This is a genomic window from Kribbella sp. DT2 (genome assembly GCF_049844575.1).
GTDB lineage: Bacteria > Actinomycetota > Actinomycetes > Propionibacteriales > Kribbellaceae > Kribbella.
This window is the reverse complement of sequence record NZ_JBNCLH010000004.1, coordinates 531,112-551,185: the sequence shown is the minus strand read 5'-3', so window position 1 is coordinate 551,185 and position 20,074 is coordinate 531,112. Positions and strand designations below refer to the sequence as shown.

At 70.1% G+C, this 20,074-nt stretch carries 22 protein-coding genes; 5 read left to right on the top strand and 17 right to left on the bottom strand.

The genetic code is table 11. The features are described 5' to 3' along the window. Positions 1–6: 6 nt before the first annotated feature. The 3 genes from ACLQ2O_RS20730 to ACLQ2O_RS20720 all read right to left on the bottom strand — a co-directional run bounded on the left by ACLQ2O_RS20730 (position 7) and on the right by ACLQ2O_RS20720 (position 1,619). Positions 7–1,014, bottom strand: a complete 1,008-nt coding sequence (locus ACLQ2O_RS20730; RefSeq protein ID WP_425833760.1) for a LacI family DNA-binding transcriptional regulator — start codon at positions 1,012–1,014, stop codon at positions 7–9. 105 nt (positions 1,015–1,119) lie between these two features. Continuing rightward, positions 1,120–1,377 (bottom strand): hypothetical protein, encoded by a 258-nt coding sequence (locus ACLQ2O_RS20725; protein WP_425833758.1) that lies wholly within the window; start codon positions 1,375–1,377, stop codon positions 1,120–1,122. Next, positions 1,374–1,619, bottom strand: coding sequence for a hypothetical protein (locus ACLQ2O_RS20720; RefSeq protein WP_425833756.1), 246 nt, complete (start codon positions 1,617–1,619; stop codon positions 1,374–1,376). The genes ACLQ2O_RS20725 and ACLQ2O_RS20720 overlap by 4 nt, the downstream gene beginning before the upstream one ends. Positions 1,620–1,804: 185 nt before the next feature. Between ACLQ2O_RS20720 and ACLQ2O_RS20715 the strand changes: the two genes are divergently transcribed. Then, on the top strand, positions 1,805–2,242 hold the full coding sequence (locus ACLQ2O_RS20715; protein ID WP_425833754.1) for a MarR family winged helix-turn-helix transcriptional regulator: 438 nt from the start codon (positions 1,805–1,807) through the stop codon (positions 2,240–2,242). Between the two features lie 105 nt (positions 2,243–2,347). After that, entirely contained in the window at positions 2,348–3,436 is a 1,089-nt protein-coding gene (locus ACLQ2O_RS20710) for a glycoside hydrolase family 75 protein (protein ID WP_425833752.1), read from the top strand. Positions 3,437–3,443: 7 nt separating this feature from the next. Here the strand turns inward: ACLQ2O_RS20710 and ACLQ2O_RS20705 are convergent, their stop codons facing one another. Then, positions 3,444–3,569: a hypothetical protein gene (locus tag ACLQ2O_RS20705; RefSeq protein ID WP_425833750.1), complete on the bottom strand. Its 126-nt coding sequence runs from the start codon at positions 3,567–3,569 to the stop codon at positions 3,444–3,446. A 107-nt stretch (positions 3,570–3,676) separates the two neighbouring features. Between ACLQ2O_RS20705 and ACLQ2O_RS20700 the strand changes: the two genes are divergently transcribed. Further along, a complete protein-coding gene (locus ACLQ2O_RS20700; RefSeq protein WP_425833748.1) occupies positions 3,677–4,714 on the top strand; it encodes an aminotransferase class V-fold PLP-dependent enzyme in 1,038 nt (345 codons plus the stop codon). Here the strand turns inward: ACLQ2O_RS20700 and ACLQ2O_RS20695 are convergent. Further along, complete coding sequence (locus tag ACLQ2O_RS20695; protein WP_425833746.1) at positions 4,707–5,138, bottom strand: MerR family transcriptional regulator; 432 nt, start codon at positions 5,136–5,138, stop codon at positions 4,707–4,709. The genes ACLQ2O_RS20700 and ACLQ2O_RS20695 overlap by 8 nt on opposite strands. A gap of 52 nt (positions 5,139–5,190) precedes the next feature. Between ACLQ2O_RS20695 and ACLQ2O_RS20690 the strand changes: the two genes are divergently transcribed. Continuing rightward, on the top strand, positions 5,191–5,706 hold the full coding sequence (locus tag ACLQ2O_RS20690; protein WP_425833744.1) for an SRPBCC family protein: 516 nt from the start codon (positions 5,191–5,193) through the stop codon (positions 5,704–5,706). Between the two features lie 84 nt (positions 5,707–5,790). Here the strand turns inward: ACLQ2O_RS20690 and ACLQ2O_RS20685 are convergent, their stop codons facing one another. The 8 genes from ACLQ2O_RS20685 to alr form a co-directional block, all read right to left on the bottom strand. After that, the gene (locus ACLQ2O_RS20685; RefSeq protein ID WP_425833742.1) at positions 5,791–6,987 is read right to left on the bottom strand and encodes a molybdopterin molybdotransferase MoeA; all 1,197 of its coding nucleotides are present in this window, start codon (positions 6,985–6,987) and stop codon (positions 5,791–5,793) included. After that, positions 6,987–7,208: a formate dehydrogenase subunit delta gene (locus ACLQ2O_RS20680; protein ID WP_425833740.1), complete on the bottom strand. Its 222-nt coding sequence runs from the start codon at positions 7,206–7,208 to the stop codon at positions 6,987–6,989. The genes ACLQ2O_RS20685 and ACLQ2O_RS20680 overlap by 1 nt, the downstream gene beginning before the upstream one ends. Beyond that, on the bottom strand, positions 7,208–10,018 hold the full coding sequence (gene fdhF / locus ACLQ2O_RS20675) for a formate dehydrogenase subunit alpha (RefSeq protein WP_425833738.1): 2,811 nt from the start codon (positions 10,016–10,018) through the stop codon (positions 7,208–7,210). Before fdhF ends, ACLQ2O_RS20680 begins: the two co-directional genes overlap by 1 nt. Next, complete coding sequence (locus ACLQ2O_RS20670; protein ID WP_425833736.1) at positions 10,015–11,550, bottom strand: formate dehydrogenase beta subunit; 1,536 nt, start codon at positions 11,548–11,550, stop codon at positions 10,015–10,017. The genes fdhF and ACLQ2O_RS20670 overlap by 4 nt, the downstream gene beginning before the upstream one ends. Further along, positions 11,547–12,041, bottom strand: a complete 495-nt coding sequence (locus ACLQ2O_RS20665) for an NAD(P)H-dependent oxidoreductase subunit E (RefSeq protein WP_425833734.1) — start codon at positions 12,039–12,041, stop codon at positions 11,547–11,549. The genes ACLQ2O_RS20670 and ACLQ2O_RS20665 overlap by 4 nt, the downstream gene beginning before the upstream one ends. 93 nt (positions 12,042–12,134) lie before the next feature. Continuing rightward, positions 12,135–12,776, bottom strand: coding sequence for a M15 family metallopeptidase (locus ACLQ2O_RS20660; protein ID WP_425833732.1), 642 nt, complete (start codon positions 12,774–12,776; stop codon positions 12,135–12,137). After that, positions 12,757–13,731 (bottom strand): D-alanine--D-alanine ligase family protein, encoded by a 975-nt coding sequence (locus ACLQ2O_RS20655; protein WP_425833730.1) that lies wholly within the window; start codon positions 13,729–13,731, stop codon positions 12,757–12,759. The genes ACLQ2O_RS20660 and ACLQ2O_RS20655 overlap by 20 nt, the downstream gene beginning before the upstream one ends. Further along, positions 13,728–14,903: an alanine racemase gene (gene alr / locus ACLQ2O_RS20650; protein ID WP_425833728.1), complete on the bottom strand. Its 1,176-nt coding sequence runs from the start codon at positions 14,901–14,903 to the stop codon at positions 13,728–13,730. The genes ACLQ2O_RS20655 and alr overlap by 4 nt, the downstream gene beginning before the upstream one ends. Before the next feature lie 183 nt (positions 14,904–15,086). Between alr and ACLQ2O_RS20645 the strand changes: the two genes are divergently transcribed. Continuing rightward, complete coding sequence (locus tag ACLQ2O_RS20645) at positions 15,087–15,632, top strand: CGNR zinc finger domain-containing protein (RefSeq protein ID WP_425833726.1); 546 nt, start codon at positions 15,087–15,089, stop codon at positions 15,630–15,632. On the opposite strand, the gene ACLQ2O_RS20640 is transcribed toward ACLQ2O_RS20645, so the two are convergent. The 4 genes from ACLQ2O_RS20640 to ACLQ2O_RS20625 form a co-directional block, all read right to left on the bottom strand. Then, positions 15,619–16,329 (bottom strand): GNAT family N-acetyltransferase, encoded by a 711-nt coding sequence (locus ACLQ2O_RS20640; protein ID WP_425833724.1) that lies wholly within the window; start codon positions 16,327–16,329, stop codon positions 15,619–15,621. The two genes, ACLQ2O_RS20645 and ACLQ2O_RS20640, sit on opposite strands and share 14 nt — an antisense overlap. A gap of 42 nt (positions 16,330–16,371) precedes the next feature. Next, on the bottom strand, positions 16,372–17,544 hold the full coding sequence (locus tag ACLQ2O_RS20635) for an ROK family transcriptional regulator (RefSeq protein ID WP_425833722.1): 1,173 nt from the start codon (positions 17,542–17,544) through the stop codon (positions 16,372–16,374). A gap of 688 nt (positions 17,545–18,232) precedes the next feature. Further along, entirely contained in the window at positions 18,233–18,937 is a 705-nt protein-coding gene (locus ACLQ2O_RS20630; RefSeq protein ID WP_425833720.1) for a GAF and ANTAR domain-containing protein, read from the bottom strand. 637 nt (positions 18,938–19,574) lie between these two features. Then, the gene (locus ACLQ2O_RS20625; RefSeq protein WP_425833718.1) at positions 19,575–20,045 is read right to left on the bottom strand and encodes a DUF1348 family protein; all 471 of its coding nucleotides are present in this window, start codon (positions 20,043–20,045) and stop codon (positions 19,575–19,577) included. Positions 20,046–20,074 lie beyond the last annotated feature (29 nt).

Below are 20,074 nucleotides of genomic sequence, written 5' to 3'. Positions count from 1 at the left end.
AGTGGATCAGTGTCCGGATGTGGACTCGCGGACGTGCAGCTCGTACTGCGCGACGATCTCGCGGTGGTCGGTGTCGTCGCCGTTCATCCGGCCGACCAGGATCTCCACCGCCGTCGCGGCGATCTGCGCACGGCCGGGATCGACCGTCGTCAGGCTCGGTGTGCTGTACCGCGCCTCGTCGATGTCGTCGAACCCGGCGACGGCCACGTCGTCGGGAATCCGGACGCCGTGCTTGATCAGCGTGTGCAACGCCCCGACCGCCAGCGTGTCGTTGAGCGCGAGGACCGCGTCGAACTTCGCGCCGGAGGCGAGCAGCGCCTCCGTCGCGGCGGCGCCGGTCCGGCGCTGCCACGGGTCGGCCGGCAGCGCCAGCCGATCGATCGGCTCGACGCCGGCGTCGGACAGCGCGGCCGCGAACGCGTCGTACCGGATCGCTGCCGTACCGACCAGTTCACCGGGGTGGGTCCCGATCACGGCGATCCGGCGGCGGCCGAGTGCGAGCAGGTGCTCGGTGACCGCGCGGGTACCGGCGACGTTGTCGATCATCACGTGGTCGACCGGGCCGTGGAACATCCGCTCGCCCAGCAGCACCATCGGGGTCCCGGTCCGCAGGTGCCCGACGTCGTCGGGCCCCAGGGCGAGCGGGCTGAACAGCAGCCCGTCGACGAGCGGACCGCGCGGGCGGACGAGGGTCGCGAGCTCACGCTCCCGGACGGCGCCGGTCTGCTCGATCATCACGGTCAGGCCGTGTCCCTCCGCCGCGGTGATCACGGCGTCCGCGAGCTCGGCGAAGTACGGCTGGCTCAGCTCCGGTACAGCGAGCCCGATGATGCCGGTCCGGCCGGACTTGAGGTTGCGGGCGGAGATGTTGAGCTGGTAGCCGAGCGCATCGATCGAGGCGAGCACCCGTTGCCGGGTCTCCTCGCGGATGAAGGGATAGCCGCTCATCACGTTCGACACCGTCTTGGGCGACACCCCGGCATGCTGCGCGACGTCGCGCATGGTCACCGCCACAGGTAACCCCTTCCGCGTCGGCCGATCCTGGTCCGAACACGGTAGTCCACGGGCCGTTCCGGACTCCGCCGCGGAGGCCGCGCGGTGGGGCGACGAGCCCGAGCATCAGCCTGGCTTTACGCCCGCCCCGGCGTTGCCCTCGCCCTCGGTGTTGCCCTCACGCTGGTCTTCGCCCTCGGCGTCGCGCTTTGCGGCGCGGCGTGGGGTGTAGGGCTGCGGACCGGTGGACGGGCCGCCCGGATGATCGCGGCCGTCGAGGCGGCCGTCGGCGATCTCGACGCCTTCTTCTTCGAGGATCTCCTCGGTCTCCGCCTCATCAGTGCGGTTCCCGGGCTTCGGTACTCCTGGCCGGTCGAAGCTCATCGCTCGTCCTCCCCTTCGCGCCGACGCCCGGCCGGCAGCAGGACGCCGTACGGCGGACGGTTCAGTGGGGTCAGCTTAACGCCGACCCGCTGCGCCTGGTCGACGATCGCGTCCTCGGGGCGGCCGAGCCGCAGGCCGATCACGCAGGGTGGGAAGTTGTCGGCGGCCAGTTCCTCGAGCTTGCTCAGGTCCTGGGTGGTCCAGGGTTCCCCGGCGTTGCGGATCGACTGCGGCAGTGCCATCGGACTCAGCTACTTCTTTCCGTTGTCCATCGTTGTCTTCCACCTCCCGGTGCCCCGATGGCAGCGAAGTAAAAGCGTCCGGCGAAAGAAACACGCTCAGTAAGATTGCCGCCCCCGCACCGGCCCAGGACCTGCGAATTAGTGGGAAAGTACCAACGATTGGTTCGACCCTACAATGGACTGCCATGGAGACGCTGCTGGGGATGACCACGTTCGTGCTGCACAAGGTGGGCGTGGCCGGCCGGCGCGAGATCGCGGAGCGTCTGGCGGTACGGCCCGGCATCACGTTGTGGCAGTTCGCGGCGCTGGCCGAGCTGGCCGATCAGGGTCCGTCCGCGCAGAGCGAGCTGGCCGGTGGGCTCGGGCTCGACCCGAGCGACATGGTCCGACTGATGGACGAGCTGCTCGAGGACGAACTGGTCTCCCGCGAGCGTGACCCGCACGATCGCCGCCGCTACCGGATCGCACTGACCGGGCTCGGCCGGCGGACGTTCACGACCGCGCGGAACGTCGTACAGAAGGTGGAGAACTCGACGCTCGCGCCGCTGAGTGCGACCGAGCGGGCGCAGTTACTCAAGCTGGCCGGCAAGGTGCACGCCGGACTGAGGTCTGTCGGTAAGTAAGTTTCGTATGTACTCTCACCGGTAAAACTATTTTACCGGGAGGATTCGATGGACCGGTCGCCCCGCTGTGCACCACGGACTTTCGTTGCCGGACTGCTGTTGCTGATGGCATCTGTCGTCGGCGCGTTCAGTGCGCCGCCTGCTCAGGCCGAGACCGACACCACCCTCGCCGGGCCGACCGCGGCCCAGCTGAAGGAACGCGCCGCCGGTTGCGAGACGCAACTCTCGAGCGGCAAGTACGCCCACGACTCCGGCGGGACCCGCTCGGTCGCGGTCTGCGGCAGCGGGAACGCCGTGCACTGGACGGCGGACTTCGACATCGACTGCGACGGCCAGCGCACGACCCAGTGCAACGAGAACACCGACCCGTCGTTCCAGCCCAACACGTCCTGGAACCAGTCCGACGGCCGGCCCCTGAACTCCGCCGGGCTGCCGTTCATCGTCGTACCGCTGCCGAGCTCCACCTGGGACTACCGCGGCGCCGGCATCGGCGGAGCCACCGTCGCCGCGGTCGTCTACCAGGACAAGGTCGCGTACGCCGTGGTCGGCGACCAGGGCCCGACCGGCATCGTCGGCGAGGGCTCGTACAAGCTCGCCCAGCAACTGGGCATCAACCCGAACCCGTCCACCGGCGGGGTCTCGGGTGCGGTCGTCACGTACATCCTCTTCCCCGGCGTCACCGCCGCCCCCATCGAGAACCAGCCTGACGCCCTCACCAAGGGCGAGTCGGCCGCCACGGCCTTCGTCAGCAACACACCAACCTGCACTGCCGGCGGCCTGAACTTCCCCACGTACGCCACCCAGCAGTCCGGCTCCACAGGTCCCCAGGTCAAAGCCGCCCAATGCCTCCTGGGCGTGGACCCCACCGGCACGTTCGACCAGCCCACAGTCGACGCGACCAAGACCTTCCAAACTCGAGTCGCCCTCCCCGCCGACGGCATCATCGCGGCCTCCACCTGGACCGCGCTCCTGTCAGCGGGCGACAAACCCACCCTCCGCAACGGCTCCACCGGCCCCGCGGTAGCCCGCCTCCAGCGTTCCCTCACCGCATCCCTCGGCCGCACGGTCGCTGTGGACAGCCAGTTCGGCCCCCTCACCGAAACAGCAGCCCGCGACTACCAACGCACCCGCACGCTGGTAGTCGACGGAGTAACAGGCCCAGTCACCTGGACCGCCCTCCAAGCAGGCAAGTAGGAGGAGCTCAGCTGGCCGCGCGGTCGGCGAGCGGGCGGCGGCGCCTGGTCGGCTCGGTGAGTGAGGTCGGCTGCCAGGCGCCGACTGCTGGGTAGACCTCGATGCCGGTCGCGCCAAGAGTGCGGTATCGCATACGACGAGCTCCTCAACTGTGGTGTGCCCAGAACCTAGGATCTAGACCGCGCTCCAGGTCAACCCACGCCTCGGGCCACCCCGTCCGGAACGAGTCTGGGAGAACACATGACCGATGTCGCCGACTTCGCCCACCTCTGGGAGCCGCAGCCGGGCTGGCTGAACACGGCCTCGTACGGGCTGCCGCCGCGGCCCGCCTGGGAGGCGTTGCAGGCGGCCCTCGCGGACTGGCACGTGGGGGCGACCAGTTGGGAGCCGTGGGACAGGTCGACGGCGCGGGCGCGGGAGTCGTTCGCGCGGCTGATCGGCGCGCCCGCCGCGGACGTGTTCGTCGGCAGCACGGTGTCGGCCGCGGTCTCGCCGATCGCGAGTGCGCTGCCGGACGGCGCGAAGGTGCTGACCGACTCGGTCGAGTTCACCTCGAACGTGTTCCCGTGGCAGGTGCACGCCGACCGCGGTGTCGAGGTGATCGGGGCTGCGACCGACGAACTGGTGGCGGCGATCCGGCCGGGTGTCGACGTGGTCGCCGTCAGTCTCGTCCAGTCCGCGACCGGGACCGTTCTCGACCTGCCGGCAGTGGTTGCTGCGAGCAAGGAGATCGGTGCCCTGGTGGTGGTCGATGCGAGCCAGGCGGCCGGGTGGTTGCCGATCGACGTCACCGGCGTCGACGCGCTGGTTGCCCACAGCTACAAGTGGTTGATGGCGCCGCGCGGCGCGACCTTCGGTTACCTCTCGCCCGAGCTGCGTGACCGTTGCCGGCCGTTGAACGCCAACTGGTACGCCGCCGACGACGTGCACGCGTCGTACTACGGAACGACGATGAACCTCGCTCCCGACGCCCGGCGCTTCGACCAGTCACCGGCGTGGTTCAGCTTCGTCGGCGCGGCCCCGGCGCTGGAGCTGCTGGAGGAGATCGGCGTCGCGAAGATCCACGAGCACAACGTTGCTCTGGCCAACGAGTTCCGCGCCGGACTCGGCCTGGCGCCGGGGAACTCGGCGATCGTCAGCGCGGACGTCGCCGGCGCGGACGCGGCGTTCAAGGCGGCGGGCATTCGCGCCGCCGTCCGGGACGGTCGGTTGCGGGCGTCGTTCCACGTGTACTCGACGCGGGCCGACGTACAGCTTGCGCTGGATGCGCTCAGCTGACTGCCGACTCCTGGTCCGCGGCTGTCGGGACCGTCCACAGGCAGTCGGCGGTGCCTTGGGAGAGGTGCTGCTGGTAGATCTCGACCTTGTGGGTGATCACCTCGTGGCAGGCGGTGAGCGCGGCGAGCTGCTCCTCGACGTGGCGCTGGTGGCTCTGCAGGAGGGCCAGCCGCTCGGACTCGTTGCCGGAGCCCTGGCGGACCAGGTCGGTGTAGCGGCGGATGGTGTCCAGCGGCATGCCCGACGAGCGGAACCGGATACACATCTCCAGCCAGTCGACGTCGTCCGCGCTGTAGATCCGCCGGCCGTTCGACTCCCGCCGGACCGGCTCGGCGAGGATGCCTTCACGCTCGTAGAAGCGCAGCGCGTGCACGCTCAACCCGGTCCGCTCCGCCACCTGCCCGATGCTCAGCCCGTCGTCCATCTGGCCAGGGTAACCGCGGCGGGGGAGCGTCCGCCGAGCGAAATGTCGAGGCGTGGACGGCATCACCGACGTCACGGGCATGAACGACTACGGAGTCACCGGAGCACGTGTCGAGGTCGAGGTCCTGGTCGCCCTGCCCGTCGAAGAGGTCTGGCGGCTGATTACCGCCGTCGACCGGTACGGCGAGTGGAGCCCTGAGTGCGTCTACGGGCGCTGGTTGGACGAGCCCGTGCGGGTCGGGTCGCGGTTCGCGGCCGGGAACAGGTTTCCGAACGGGTTGGAGACGCACGTGACGTGTCTCGTGACGGCGGCCGAACCGAGGGCGCGGTTCGGCTGGGACGTGTACGGCGACGAGGTGGTGCCGTTCGCGCACTGGGAGTACTGGTTGCGGTCGGACGAGGAGGGGGCCGTGGTCCGTCAGGCGTTCACGCACGGGCCAGGGGACAGCGGAATGCGCCGAGATGTGCTCACCGGTCCGAGCGGTGCCGAAGAGCGCCGCGAGCGGCGGCTCGACGAGCTGGGCCGGAACATGCGCAGCACGATCGCCGCGATGGTCGCCGGTCGGTGACCGCCGGGGCAATGCCGCGCCCGACTGACGCCGTACTGGACGACTGCCGCGATGTATCGCGGCAGTCGTCCAACACCGGAGCAGTCAGAAGGTCCAAGGGGTGGCGCCTGGGTCGAGCGAGAGCAGCCGGGCGGCGATCGCGGTGGTCGGGCCGGGCTCGATGATTGCCAGCGCGTCCGCGGCGGCGGCGCCGCGGAGCATGGCGGAGCCGGCGTGACCAACCGGTACGGCGCCCTCAGGCGTGACCCGGACGGGGACCAGACGGGTGCTCGTCGGGTGGCCGGCGAGACCGCCGGGGATAGGCGCCACAGGCAAGGTCGGCAGCGGTAGCCCTCGCAGCCGGTGCAGCGCGGCGACGCCGAGGGTGAGGAACGCGGTCAGCGCGGCGAACGGGTTGCCCGGCAGGCCGATCACCAGTCGGCCGTCGTCGAACCGTGCGAGCGCCTGCGGATGACCGGGGCGGCACGCGACCCCGTCGATCACCAGCTCGGCGCCCAGTGCGGTCAGCCCGGCGCGCAGGTGATCCGCCGGGCCCGTCGCCGAGGACCCGGACACCAGGATCACGTCGGCCTCGCACCCGGCGATCGCGTCCAGCAACTCCTGACGGGAGTCGTTCAGGTGCGTGACCGTCGTACAGGTTGCTCCGGCGCGCTCGATCAGACCCGGCAGCATCGGCCCGATCGCATCCCGCACCTGACCGGGCCCGGACGCTCCACGCTGCACGAGCTCGTCACCCGTGACGAACGCCGCCACCCGAGGCTTGGGAATCACCGTCAACCGATCAAGCCCCACTGCAGCAGCCAACCCGAGCACCGACGGATCGATCCGCACCCCAGCAGGCAACAGCACCTCGCCGGCAGCACACTCCTCGCCCGCAAGCCGAATGTGCTGCCCAGCAACTACCGTCCCCAACAACTCATCACCACTAAGAACAGCCAGTTCGTCCTGCAGCACACCAGTAGTTCCTGCAGGCACTGACCCGCCGGTGACGATCGCGTACGCCTGTCCGTCCTGCAGTTCGGCGACAACACCCGAGCCCGCCAGGATCGTGCCGACCACCTGCCAGGGACCTTCACCCCGTACGGCGTACCCGTCCATCGCCGAGCGATCGACCGGCGGAACCGCCCCAGGGGAGACGAGCGGCGTCGCCAGCGTCGTACCGTCGGCCGCCGACAAAGGCAGCGACCGTGGAGCCAGCGCGGCGGAGGCCGCGTGGGCCAGCTCGCGGGCGACGTCCCAGGGGAGGGACGCCGCCGCGTGCCGGTGACCGGGTCGGGGCACTAGCTGCCCTTCAACTGCTGGGCAGCCAGCGCCGCGACCGGGTCCAGGTCCTCACCCCCGGCGTCCAGGTGCGAGACCAGCGCCGCCTTCATCCGCGGGTCCCACACCGCCTTGATGTGGCCGGCGATCGTCGCCGCCGCGACGTCGGCCGGCTTGTGCGCGAACTGCCGCGCGATCTCGTTGGCCAGCCGGACGTGTGGCGGCAGTGTGGTCGCGCTCATCAGTGGCCCACCGCAACGGTCTCGCGCTGGGCCGTCGACGGCTCGACGACCAGGTCGACCTGCACCGCGGTCACCTTGTACTCCGGGCAGTTCGTCGCCCAGTCGGAGTTGTCGGTGGTGATCACGTTCGCGCCCGTCACCGGGTGGTGGAACGTGGTGTAGCAGACCCCGACCGGGATCCGCTCGGACAGCTTCGCGTGCAGCGTCGTCTTCCCGACCCGGCTGGCCAGCGACACCGTGTCGCCGTCGGAGATGCCGCGCACCTCCGCGTCGTGCGGGTGCAGCTCGAGGATGTCCTCGGGGTGCCACGCGACGTTCGCCGTACGACGGGTCTGCGCACCCACGTTGTACTGCGACAGGATCCGCCCGGTGGTCAGGATCAGCGGGTACTTGCGCGTCGACCGCTCGGTCGTCGGCACGTACATGGTCTCCATGAACCGGCCCTTGCCGCGGGTGAACTCCTCCTCGTGCATGACCGGCGTCCCGTCCGGGTGCTCGAGGTTGCACGGCCACTGGATCGAGCCGGCCTCGTCGAGCCGGTCGAACGAGACGCCCATGAAGGTCGGGGTGGTGAGCGCGATCTCGTCCATGATCTGGCTGGAGGAGTCGTAGTGCATCGGGTAGCCCATCGCCTGCGAGAGCTCGCAGATGATCTCCCACTCCTGCTTGCCGGTCTGCGGCGCCATCACCGGGCGGACCCGGTTGATCCGGCGCTCGGCGTTGGTGAACGTGCCGTCCTTCTCCAGGAACGACGTGCCCGGCAGCAGCACGTGCGCGAACTTGGCCGTCTCGTTGAGGAACAGATCCTGGACGACGAGCAGGTCGAGCGCGCCGAGCGCCGCGAACACGTGCGCCGTGTTCGGGTCGGACTGCGCGATGTCCTCGCCCTGCACGAACAACGCCCGGAACGAGCCGTCGATCGCGGAGTCGAACATGTTCGGGATCCGCAGGCCCGGCTCGTTCAGCAGCGGCGTACCCCAGAGCTGCTCGTAGACGTCGCGGGCGCCGTCGTCGGAGACGTGCCGGTAGCCGGGCAGCTCGTGCGGGAACGAGCCCATGTCGCAGGAGCCCTGCACGTTGTTCTGGCCGCGCAGCGGGTTCACGCCGACACCGGACCGGCCGATGTTGCCGGTCGCCATCGCCAGGTTCGCCATTGCCATCACCGTAGTCGAGCCCTGGCTGTGCTCGGTCACGCCGAGGCCGTAGTAGATCGCGCCGTTGCCGCCGGTCGCGTACAGCCGCGCCGCGGCCCGTACCTCAGCAGCCGGTACGCCGGTGATCTCCTCGACCGCCTCCGGGCTGTGCTCCGGGCCGGCGATGAAGGTCTCCCACTCGTCGAAGCCCTCGCAGCGGGCGTCGACGAACGTGCGATCGACCAGGCCCTCGGTCACGACCACGTGCCCGATGGCGTTGACGATGGCGACGTTCGTGCCGGGCGCCAGCGCCAGGTGGTGCTGGGCCTCGATGTGCGGCGAGCGGACCAGGTCGGTCTTGCGCGGGTCGACGACGATCAGCTGCGCGCCCTGGCGCAGGCGCTTCTTCATCCGGGAGCCGAACACCGGGTGGGCGTCGGTCGGGTTCGCGCCGATCACCAGGATCACGTCGGCGTCGTCGACGGACTTGAAGTCCTGCGTCCCGGCGGACTCGCCGAAGGTCTGCTTCAGTCCGTACCCGGTGGGCGAGTGGCAGACCCGCGCGCAGGTGTCGACGTTGTTGTTGCCGAAGACCGCGCGGACCATCTTCTGGACGACGTACACCTCTTCGTTCGTGGTCCGCGACGAGGTGATGCCGCCGATCGAACCCTGCCCGTACTCGGCCTGGATCTCGCGCAGCCGGCGCGCGGTGAAGCCGATCGCCTCCTCCCAGGAGACCTTGCGCCACTCGTCCTCGATCGAGTCGCGGACCATCGGCTCCATCACCCGGTCCGGGTGGTTGGCGTAGCCGAAGGCGAACCGGCCCTTCACGCAGGAGTGGCCCTCGTTCGCGCCGCCGTCCTTGTACGGGACCATCCGGACCAGCTCGTCACCGCGCAGCTCGGCCTTGAACGAGCAGCCGACCCCGCAGTACGCGCAGGTGGTGATCACCGAGCGGGTCGGCATGCCGAGCTCGATCACCGACTTCTCCTGCAGCGTGGCGGTCGGGCAGGCCTGCACGCACGCGCCGCAGGAGACGCAGTCGGACTCCATGAAGGAGACGCCGGCGCCGGCCGCGACCTTGGAGTCGAACCCGCGGCCCTCGATGGTCAGCGCGATCGTGCCCTGCACCTCGTCACAGGCGCGGACGCAGCGCGAGCAGGCGATGCACTTGGACGCCTCGAAGTCGAAGTACGGGTTGGAGGTGTCGGTCGGCAGGTCCAGGTGGTTCGCGCCGGCGTCCACGCCCGATCCGTACCGGACCTCGCGCAGGCCGGTGACGCCGGCCATGTCCTGCAGCTCGCAGTCGCCGTTGGCCGAGCAGGTCAGGCAGTCCAGCGGGTGGTCGGAGATGTAGAGCTCCATCACCCCGCGGCGCAGCTTGCCGAGCTTCTCGTTCTGGGTCCGGACCACCATGCCCGGCCCGACCGGTGTCGTGCAGGAGGCCGGCGTACCGCGGGCGCCGTCGATCTCGACCACGCACAGCCGGCAGGAGCCGAAGGCCTCCAGGTTGTCGGTCGCGCACAGCTTGGGGATGTCGACGCCGGCCTGCTTGGCGGCGCGCATCACCGACGTACCGGGTGGGACGGTGACGGCGATCCCGTCGACGGTCAGCTCGACGGTCGCCTCGCCCTTGCGGGCCGGCGTACCGAAATCAGGTTCCTTGAGCAGGGTCATGCGTCGAAGTCCTCTCCGAAGTGGCGGACAGCACTGCGTACCGGCAGCGGGGTGAGTCCGCCCATCGCACAGAGCGAACCGTCGGTCATCAAGTCGCACAGGTCGTCCAGCAGGACGAGGTTCTTGCGCCGGTCCTGACCGGCCACGATCCGGTCGATCGTCTCCACGCCGCGGGTCGCGCCGACCCGGCAGGGCGTGCACTTGCCACACGACTCCTCCGCGCAGAACTCGAACGCGAACCGGGCCATCGCGGCCATGTCCACCGACTCGTCGAACACGACGATGCCGCCGTGGCCCACCATCGCGCCGGCGGCGGCGAACGCCTCGTAGTCCATCGGCAGGTCGAACTGACCGACCGGGAGGTAGGCCCCCAGTGGCCCACCGACCTGGACGGCCCGCACCGGCCTGCCGGAGGCGCTGCCGCCGCCGAGGTCGTTGACCAGCTCGCCGAGCGTGATCCCGAACGCCGTCTCGACGACGCCGCCGCGGGCCACGTTCCCACCGAGCTGGAACACGCTGGTCCCGAGCGACCGTCCGACACCGTACGCCGCGTACGTCGCCGCGCCGTTCGCGAGAATCGTCGGGATCGTTGCCAGCGACAACACGTTGTTGACCACGGTCGGCTTGCCGAAAAGCCCTTCCAGGGCAGGGATCGGGGGCTTCGCCCGGACCATCCCGCGCTTGCCCTCGAGGCTCTCCAGCATCGACGTCTCTTCGCCGCAGATGTACGCGCCGGCGCCGACCCGGACCTGCAGGTCGAAGGTCAGGCCCGAGCCGAGAATGTTCTCGCCGAGCCAGCCGTTGGCGCGGCAGGTCACGATCGCGGCGTTCAGCGCCTCGACGGCGTCGGGGTACTCCGAGCGCAGGTAGACGTAGCCCTCGGTCGCCCCGACGGCGTACGCGGCGATCGTCATGCCCTCGATCAGCACGAACGGGTCGCCCTCGATCAGCATCCGGTCGGCAAAGGTTCCGGAGTCGCCCTCGTCGGCGTTGCAACAGACGAACTTGAGGTCGGACTCGGCACCGAGCACCGTGCGCCACTTGATCCCGGTCGGGAACCCGGCGCCGCCGCGGCCGCGCAGGCCGGAGCCGACGACCTCCTCGACCACCTCGGCCGGTGTCATGGTCAGGGCCTTCTTCAGACCGGCGAAGCCATCGTTGGCGGTGTAGTCGTCGACCGAGCGCGGGTCGACGACACCGACGCGCGCGAAGGTCAGCCGCTGCTGCCGCTTCATCCACGGCAGTTCCTCGACCAGTCCGAGGTAGGCGCCCTCGCTCCGGGCAGCACCCGTGAGCATCCCGGCGGCCACCAGACCGTCGACGTCCTCCGGGGCGACCGGGCCGTAGCCGACGCGGCCTTCGGGGGTCTCCACCTCGATCATCGGTTCCAGCCAGAGCATGCCGCGCGATCCGTTGCGGACCAGCTCGACGTCGGCGCCCGCCGTACGGGCGGCCGCGGTGACGCGCTCGGCGACCTCGTCGGCACCGACCGACTTGGCCGCCATGTCACGCGGGACAAAGACCTTCGTCATCGTGCCTCCCCCAGAATCGCGTCGAGGCGGGCCGGCGTGACCCGGCCGTGGACCTTCTCATCCACCTGTACGGCGGGGCCGAGCGCGCAGTTGCCGAGGCAGAACACCTCGTCGACGGTCAGGCGGCCGTCGTACGTGGTCTCACCGAAGCCGAGCCCGGTCGCGCGCTTGGCGTGGTCGGCGAGCTCGACGCCGCCGACGGACCGGCAGGCCTCGGCCTGGCAGATCCGCACGGTGGTCCGGCCACCGGGCTCGCGCCGGAAGTCGCGGTAGAAGGTGACGACGCCGTGCACCTCGGCGACCGACAGGTTGAGCACGTCGGCGATCACCGGCACGTCGGTCTGGCTGACCCAGCCGAATTCCTCCTGCACGGCATGGAGAATCGGCATCAGCGCGCCGCGGAGTCCGCGCCGCTCGGTGGCGATCTCGCGGACGCGCGGCGGACGCCCGGGATCGGGCGCGGGGACGGAATCCGTGACTGGCGTCGTCATACACCCACGGTCCCGGTCCCAGGACCCACGGTCAAAGCAAAACTGCCTATCACGAGATAGGCAGTTCCTATCAATATGCAGTATGCAGAAGGCTCATTTAGAGCATAGAACGGTGCGCATATTTTCTTCAACCGGTCCGTAGATCGCGTGCGCCTGATGCTCGGCGAAGGCCCAGTAGCGGTCGCCGAAGGACCAGTGCCACCACTCGGTCGGGTAGTTCACCAGACCAGCGGCAATCAGTACGTCGGCCAGCAGCGCGCGATTGGTTCGGGCCTCCCGGCTGATGTTCGCCGCGTCGAAGAAGCACGCGCCGTTGGACTGCTCGGGCGTCGCGTCGATCGGCGTCCCCAGGTCGAACGGGCCGTGCTCGCCGACGAGCGTCAGGTCGACCGCGGCGCCGGCCACGTGCGGCGCGACCTCGACCGGTGAGACGAACCGGCTGGCCAGGACGTGCACCTCGGCGTCGGAGATGCCGGGGTTGAGCTCGACGAGCTCGGCGCGGTAACCGTCGTAGATCTCCTGCTGGATCGTCAGTTCCCGCAGGCCTTCGCCGACGTACAGGCGGACGCCGGTCGGCAGGAAGCTGTCCGCGATCACCAACCGGTCCGCGAGCGCCTCCCGGACGAGCACGCGGTCGCGGGCCCGCACGCCTCGGCTGTAGAGGTCGACCAGTGGTTCACCGCTCTCGATCGCGGGGATCCGGGTGATCCGCTCGTCACTCAGCAGCACGGGCATGCGCGGTCTCCAGGAGGTTCTGCACGACGTCGGCGTAGGTCATCCCGGCAGCCGCCCACATCCGCGGGAACTGCGACGCGGGCGTGAAACCGGGGAAGGTATTGATCTCGTTGACCACTGGGCCGCCCTCGGCCGGGACGAAGAAGTCGACGCGCGCGAGGCCGGCGCAGCCGAGCGTCTCGAACACCTCGATCGCCGTCCGGCGCAAGGTCGCGGCCAGCTCGGCGTCCAGCGGAGCCGGTACGACGAACTGCTCGCCGGCGCCCTTGGAGTACTTGGCGGTCGTGTTGAAGAACGGCTGAGCCGGGTCGCTGTGGATCTCCAGCGCGGGCCCGGCGTCGACGCGGCCGTCGGGGAACTGCATCACGGCCAGGTCGACCTCGCGGCCGCGCATCTCCTGCTCGATCAGGACCTGACCGTCGAGCGCGGCCGCTGCCGCGACTGCCTCGGTCAGCGCGGCCGCGTCGGTGACGCGGGTGACGCCGTAACTGGAGCCGCCGTTGTTCGGCTTCACGAAGACCGGGAAGTCGATACCGGCGGCCTTCAGCTGCTGGTGCGCGGCCTCGGGATCGTTGAGGTCGGCGCCCCTGAGCGTGATGCCCGGAGCGACCGGGAGACCGTGGGCGCTGAGGATGGTTTTGGTCAGGTGCTTGTCGAGGCCGACGGCGCTCGCGGTGACGCCGCTGCCGACGTACGGGACCTTCAGCTGCTGGAGGAAGCCCTGGACGGCGCCGTCCTCGCCGCCTTCGCCGTGCAGCGCCGGTACGGCGACGTCGGCGTCCTGGAGCAGCTCGATCGCTTCGTGCTGCCCGTCGCGCCAGGTGCCGTCGGGCTCGAGCACCAGCTCGATCACCGTGTGGCCGAGCCCGGTGGCCGCCTCCGCGATGCCCGCGCCGCTGGCCAGCGACACCTCGTGCTCGGGGCTCGCGCCACCCATGATCACTGCGACCTTCACCGGTCTGCCTCCTCGTAACGACGCGGCACCCGGGACCCGAGGCCGGTGTAGATCTCGTGCGGAATCGTTCCGGCCCACCGCGCCCACTCGGCCGCGGTCGGCTCGCCTTGGTCGCCGGGGCCGAAGACCGTGACGGGCTCACCGGGCTCGACGGGGATGTCGCCGGCGTCGACCACGAACTGGTCCATGGCAATGCGCCCCCGGATCGGCATCCGCACCCCACGGACGAGGACGCCGGCCGGTGCGCCCGCGCGCGCGGCCCCGGGGCGGCCCGCTTCTTCCACCCCACCCCCGGTTCCGGCTGGTCGGGGGATGCCGTCCGCATACCCCAGCGGGATGAGAGCGACTGTTGTGTCTGTTGGCGTGATGTAGTCGTGGTTGTACGAAAGGCCTTCTCCCGCACGGATCCGGCGAACTTGCGCCACCTTGGTGTTGAGACGCATCGCCGGTCGCAGCCCCGTGCCCAGTTCGTCGATCCCGTACAGCCCGGCCCCGATCCGCACCAGGTTGCAGTCCGGAGCGTCGAGCGTCAGGGCACCGGCGGAGTTGGCCAGGTGGACCACGGACGGCTCGAGTCCCGCGCGCCGGGCCAGGGCGACGCCGGCGCGCAGGATCTCGAGCTGGCGACGGCTGTGCGTCGCGTCGAGCTCGTCCCCGTGCGACAGGTGCGACCAGATGCCGCGGACCTTGACCGCGCCGAGCGCCTCGTAGTGCGCGGCCGCGCGGGTCAGCTCGATCCACTGGTCCGGCGTACTGCCCCCTCGGTGCAAGCCGGTGTCCAGCTTGAGGTGAACGTGGTGCACGCTCGGCGCCGACACCACCTGCTGCAGCTCGGCGACGGTCGCGACGCTCACGTCGACGTCGGACAACCACATCAGCTCGCTGGCGTCGTACAGCCAGGCGAGGATCGGTACGGTCAGCCCGGCCGCGCGCAGCTCCAGTGCCTCGTCGGCCCGCGCGACCCCGAGCCAGGTCGCCCCGGCCTCGACGGCCGCCTTGGCGATCGGTACGGCGCCGTGGCCGAAGCCGTTGGCCTTGACGACCGCCATGATCTCGGTGCCCGGCCGCAGCAGCCGCCGGTAGTGGCGGACGTTCGCCGTGACCGCGCCGAGGTCGATCGTCGCCTCCGCCAGGCCGAAGCAGGCACGGGCGGGGCTCTGGACCAGGTTCATGCCCATCATTGTTGTTTCCGGCAACGAGCAGCACATCGGATCGAAGTCGGATGTTGCCGCCCGCCGGACTACGACCCTGGTAGCACACCGGGCCAAACCGAGCCATCCCTAAGGACGAGAGCGATGGCCGTTCGGCCAGTGTCATCGGTCCTTTGTCGTTGATCGCGCCGCTAGGGTTGTCAGGTGGAGGCCACCGATCACCTGCGGGACTCGCTCACCGCCGCTGTCGCGCTGGCGAACACTTTCGGGGGCGAGTTCGCCCAGGGGCGTGTGCGCCCGCCGGGCGACGAGGACGGAGTCGAGGCTTCGCTACGGCTGACCACTCGCTTGATCCCGGAGATCGACCTGCCGACCTTCGCGGCCGGCGGGCGCGACCTGTACGGCGTACTGCGGCTGCTCGTCGACGGCGACGTGGACGCGGCCGCTGCCGGGGTGAATGCGTTGCTCGAGAGCACGCGCGCGACGCCTCGGATGGTTCGGGACGGGGAGGAGCTGTGGCACCTGCACTTCGCCGGGCCTGGGGTGTCGGCCGCGACCGGGTGGCTGGCCGAGTTCGCGACGGCTGTGGCGATGGTGGTCGGGAGTCGCGCGTCGCGGCTGCGTGAGTGCGGGGCGGACCGGTGCGACAACCTGTTCCTCGACACGACCCGCAGCCGGACCCAGCGGTTCTGCTCGCCGGCGTGCCAGAACAGAACCAAGGTCGCCGCCCACCGGGCTAGGCAGCCTTAGCGGTCAACATGGTTGCCTGGAGCACCCATCCGAGCTTGCGGTAGAGGGCGGCGCCTTCGACCGTTGCCATCAGCAGGCCGGTCGTCGCTCCACGTTTGATTGCCCGTTCGGCCAGGGCGCCCATCACGATGCTGCCGAGGCCTTGGCGCCGGTAGGCCGGGTCGGTGTGGATGTCGTGCATCACCGCGTCCGCGCCGACGACGGCCATCATTCCGCGCGCGGCGTCCTTGGCGCCGGCCTCGGTCCCGCTTCCGTCTCGGCCGCCGCCCTTGACCCCGTCTCCGTCTCGGCCCCCGCTCTCGGCGGCGGGGTCTTCCCGCCAGGCGGCGATGCGCGCCCGATCCAGCGGCCCTTCGGCGGAGATCAGTACCTCGTGATGCGTCATCGGCCGCGGGTGCTTGCGTAGGTCGATCGTCATCAGCAGCTTCTGCTCGGGGAAGAGTTCGAGGCCGGTCGATCGCAGCTCGGCGGCGACCTGCTCGGGCTCCTGGGTGGTGACGGTGAGCCAGGTCGGGCGGGGAGCGTGCAGCACCTCGTCGATCAGCGGGGTGGGCGTCGTACCGGGGAGTGCGAAGAGTTCGCGGTCGCGGTGCGGGAGGCCGAGGGTGACGTCGAGGGCGAGCGGGCGGTCGACGGCGGGCGCGAGACCGCGGCACAGTCCCCAGCCGTACTGCCAGCGGCGGAGCAGATCATCCATGGGTAACTGTCTATCACTTTCTAGACAGTTACCGCCAGAGCTTTAGCTGCCGAGCACGAAGGTCTGGATGGCGATCACCGCGGCGCCGCGCGCCCACTCGCTGAAGCTGGCGTCGAGCAACACGATCGGCGGATCGGTCGACTCCGGGTGGCGGTCGAGGTGCAGACCTTCGAGCAGGGCGTCGTGGGCGACGTCGACCAGCCGGACGCCCTCGCCGCCGAGCACGACCCGGTCGGGCAACGTGAAGTTGGCGGCGGTCGCGACCAGGCGGCCGAGCGCGTAACCGGCGCGGTCGACGACCTGGCGTGCGGCCGGCTCACCCTTGACGGCGAGGTCCAGGCACTCGTCGTACGTGAGCTCGCGGGTGGTCGACGTACTGTCCGCGCTGCCCGGCCCGTCGAGCGCCGCGCTGACCTGGCTGACGATGGCGTCGGTGGTGAGCAGGGTGCTGGCGCAGCCGATGTGACCGCGTTCGCAGCGGGGGCCGTCGGGGAGCAGCGGGTGGTGACCGATCAGGCCGAGGCTCGACTCCGGGGTGTCGACGATCTTGTCGTGCACGACCAAGCCGTAGCCGATGCCGGCGCCGATGGTGATCAAGCAGAACCGCGCCGCGCCGCGGCCCGCGCCGAACCAGTGCGTCGCCTCGGTCAGCGCGGTCAGGTCGTTCGCGACGACCACCGGTACGTCGGTGTGCGCGCTCATCAGCTGACCGAGCGGTACGTCGTACCAGTCGAGGAAGGAACCGGAGCGTACCTCGCTCTTGCCGACCACCTGCCCACCGAGCGAGATCCCGAGCCCACTCAGCCCGCTGTCGCTCTGCGCGGCCAACGTCTTGGTCAACTCAGCCACCGTCGCCGCAACCGCCGCCGGAGCGTGATCAGGCAACGGAAGCTCCGCCGCGGCGATCACCTCGGCCCGCAGCGTCGTCAGTACGCCGACGGCTTGGTCGCCGGTCAGCTTGATCCCCACGAAGTGATGCGCCGCCGGCACCACGTCCAACGGCTGCGAAGGCCGCCCCACCCGAGGATCCACCGGCCCACCCGAAACCTCGACCAGCAACCCCGACTCGAGCATCGGCTTCGTGATCCGCGTCAAGCTCCCCGGCGACAACCCCACCCGCCGCGCCAGCTCCGCCCGCGACAACGGCCCGTCCAGCAAAATCTCCAACGCGACCCGGTGCGCCGGCCCCGCCAACGGCTGCCACCCACCCGCCACCAGACACCCCGTCCGCCGATTTCCACTTGCGACGCAGAATACGCAATCCCCGCTGGATGGCTTGAGCGGTCGCCCACCGGTCGCCCGGTCGCCGGGGGGCAGCAGCCCGCGGTGCTGCCCCTCGCCCGGCCGAGCACCCGAGTGAGGTGAAGGCCGGGGCCGTCTCCGCGCCGGTCTCTCCGGTGCCCACCTCGAGTGAGGCGCACGCCTGGGGAACGTTGGGTGTCTGCCGCGCCGCCTAGGTGAGCACCCGAGCGAGGCGAAGGCCGGGGGCAACGTGCTGCTTGAGCAGTCGAGGGAAGGGAAAGCCTGGGGGTGACGAGCTGCCTGAGCAGCCGGGCAAAGCAAGGCTCGGGTGACGGGCTGCCTGTGCAGCCGAGCGGAGCGAAGGCCCGGGGTGACGGGCTCTGTTTCCAACCGGCCGGTGCGGGCTCAGCCACGGGCGACCTCGTCTCCCTGACGGCTAGCCGGTGCACAAAGAAGAGGTTGAGGGAGCGGCGCGAGCGCGGTCGGCCGGACGCGTGACGGCTGGTGAGTGCTAGGGCGGACCGACCGACAGGATGTCGCGCTCTCGACGCGGTCGGGCGAGCAGCATTCAGGCGTGGTTCACAAGCCTGGTGATACGGCGAGCGCGAGACATCCTGTCGGTCGGTACCCCATAGGCGAGCAGGGGTACTTTCCCGGTGTACTAGTGGGGAAGCTTGCGGGTGTCGATGAGGTGTTGGGCGACGTCGCGGAGTTTGGTGTTGGTGTCTTGGGAGTAGCGCTTGAGGATGGCGAAAGCCCGGTCGCCGTCGACGTCGAAGCGTTCCATCAGGATGCCCATCGCCTGGCCGACGAGCTTTCTGGCGTCGACGGCCTGGGCCATCGTCTCCTCGTGGCGCGCGGTGGCGACGGCGATGGAGGCGTGCCGGGCGAGGATGTGGGCGATCGCCTCGTCGTCCGGGCTGAAGGCGTCGGGCTGGGGGCTGTAGAGACCCAGTACGCCGACCGACGCGGTGCTGCCGGTGCCGGTGGTGAGGGGGACGTCGAGGACCGAGCGGACGCCGAGTTGGGCGACCTTCGCGGCCCACCGGGGCCAGCGAGGGTCGGTGGACGTGTCGCGGATCCACACGATCTTGTGCTCGCGCAGCGCGGTGACGAGTGGGCCCTCGCCGTCGTCGATCTGCAGGTCGTACACCTCGGCGACCACCGGATCGGTGACCGCCGCGATCTCCGGACGGGAGCCGCGCCGGTGCAGCGCGACGCCGGCGTACGTGCAGTTCAGCGCCTGCAGCGCGAACTGGACGACCGCGTCGATCGTCTCCTCGACCCCGGGCGCGTCGTGCAACTCGATCGCCAGCTGGGCGAACGCATCGGCCGACGTCGGCACAACGGGATCGAACTCGGCCATCCGGGCTCCAGACAGGGGTCAGCGTCAGGGCACCCCGAGGCTGGAGTGTTTTCCTCAGTGCACATCATGCAGGCTGAACCCGTGGATCTGTTAGCCGGTCCTACGTCAAATCCACGTCGGTTTTCTGGCGGGACTTGCGAGGGCAGATCGGCTGGTCCCGGATGGTCGTCGGGGGTGTCTCGTCGCAGGTGAGGAACGCGCGCGGTGAGTGGTCGCGGCGCGACATCCGGTCACCTCCACCAGGTGGTCGCCGCGCGGCATCCGGTCGCATTCGGCCGTTCGGTCAAGGCGAAGCCAGCCCGTCGTGCGCTGTGCTCGGCGGATTCATCAACCGGTACGTCGGACGGCCGGCACCGGGGGAGCCGCGCGATGGTCGGGCGCGGTCGACAAGCCAGCAGGCGTCCACTGCCGAGTGGTCACCGCGCGCTAAGCGCGCAGACTGCGGGCGCTAAGCCCGCAACCCGGCGATAGCCGTGAAACGCGGCGACAGCCGGGAAATCCGGCGACAGCCGGAAGACGCCGGCGATCAGCCGGTGGCTGTGCCGGCGCCAAGCCGGAGGGTGGGCGGGAGCGGGGGTGGTGCCGTCTGGAGGAGCGGAGCGACGGAGGCGGCTGCGTAGCGCGCGTGGGGGAGGAGCTACAGGCCCAGCTCAGTGAGGCCAGGGTGGTCGTCCGGCCGGGGGCCCGGGGCGTCCCAGTGGAAGAGGCGGTCCGACTCGGTGATGAGTTGGTCGTTGATGCTGGCCTTGCGGATGCGCATCAGGCCGTGCTCGTCGAACTCCCAGTTCTCGTTGCCGTGCGAGCGGTACCACTGGCCGGCGGCGTCGTGGCACTCGTACACGAAGCGCACCGCGATCCGGTTCTCGCCGTACGTCCACAGTTCCTTGATCAGCCGGTAGTCGAGCTCGCGCTCCCACTTGTGGGCCAGGAACGCGACGACCTCGGCGCGGCCGGTGACGAAGGTGTCCCGGTTCCGCCAGGAGGTGTCCTCGGTGTAGGCCAGCGAGACGGCCTCCGGGGTGCGGCTGTTCCAGCCGTTCTCGGCGGCGCGCACCTTCTGGATCGCGGTCGCCTCGGTGAACGGCGGCAGCGGCGGACGATCATTCATCGCGAAAACTCTCCTCGGCTCGAGAGACA

Excerpts from the sequence above, each read along its gene's own strand:
- ACLQ2O_RS20670 (WP_425833736.1), bottom strand. The coding sequence starts at position 11,550 with ATGACGAAGGTCTTTGTCCCGCGTGACATGGCGGCCAAGTCGGTCGGT.
- ACLQ2O_RS20725 (WP_425833758.1), bottom strand. The coding sequence starts at position 1,377 with ATGAGCTTCGACCGGCCAGGAGTACCGAAGCCCGGGAACCGCACTGAT.
- ACLQ2O_RS20640 (WP_425833724.1), bottom strand. The coding sequence starts at position 16,329 with ATGGATGATCTGCTCCGCCGCTGGCAGTACGGCTGGGGACTGTGCCGC.
- ACLQ2O_RS20705 (WP_425833750.1), bottom strand. The coding sequence starts at position 3,569 with ATGCGATACCGCACTCTTGGCGCGACCGGCATCGAGGTCTACCCAGCA.
- ACLQ2O_RS20720 (WP_425833756.1), bottom strand. The coding sequence starts at position 1,619 with ATGGCACTGCCGCAGTCGATCCGCAACGCCGGGGAACCCTGGACCACC.
- fdhF (WP_425833738.1), bottom strand. The coding sequence starts at position 10,018 with ATGACCCTGCTCAAGGAACCTGATTTCGGTACGCCGGCCCGCAAGGGC.
- ACLQ2O_RS20660 (WP_425833732.1), bottom strand. The coding sequence starts at position 12,776 with ATGCCCGTGCTGCTGAGTGACGAGCGGATCACCCGGATCCCCGCGATC.
- ACLQ2O_RS20700 (WP_425833748.1), top strand. The coding sequence starts at position 3,677 with ATGACCGATGTCGCCGACTTCGCCCACCTCTGGGAGCCGCAGCCGGGC.
- ACLQ2O_RS20630 (WP_425833720.1), bottom strand. The coding sequence starts at position 18,937 with ATGGCCGAGTTCGATCCCGTTGTGCCGACGTCGGCCGATGCGTTCGCC.
- ACLQ2O_RS20680 (WP_425833740.1), bottom strand. The coding sequence starts at position 7,208 with ATGAGCGCGACCACACTGCCGCCACACGTCCGGCTGGCCAACGAGATC.
- ACLQ2O_RS20665 (WP_425833734.1), bottom strand. The coding sequence starts at position 12,041 with ATGACGACGCCAGTCACGGATTCCGTCCCCGCGCCCGATCCCGGGCGT.
- ACLQ2O_RS20625 (WP_425833718.1), bottom strand. The coding sequence starts at position 20,045 with ATGAATGATCGTCCGCCGCTGCCGCCGTTCACCGAGGCGACCGCGATC.
- ACLQ2O_RS20695 (WP_425833746.1), bottom strand. The coding sequence starts at position 5,138 with ATGGACGACGGGCTGAGCATCGGGCAGGTGGCGGAGCGGACCGGGTTG.
- ACLQ2O_RS20710 (WP_425833752.1), top strand. The coding sequence starts at position 2,348 with ATGGCATCTGTCGTCGGCGCGTTCAGTGCGCCGCCTGCTCAGGCCGAG.
- ACLQ2O_RS20715 (WP_425833754.1), top strand. The coding sequence starts at position 1,805 with ATGGAGACGCTGCTGGGGATGACCACGTTCGTGCTGCACAAGGTGGGC.
- alr (WP_425833728.1), bottom strand. The coding sequence starts at position 14,903 with ATGAACCTGGTCCAGAGCCCCGCCCGTGCCTGCTTCGGCCTGGCGGAG.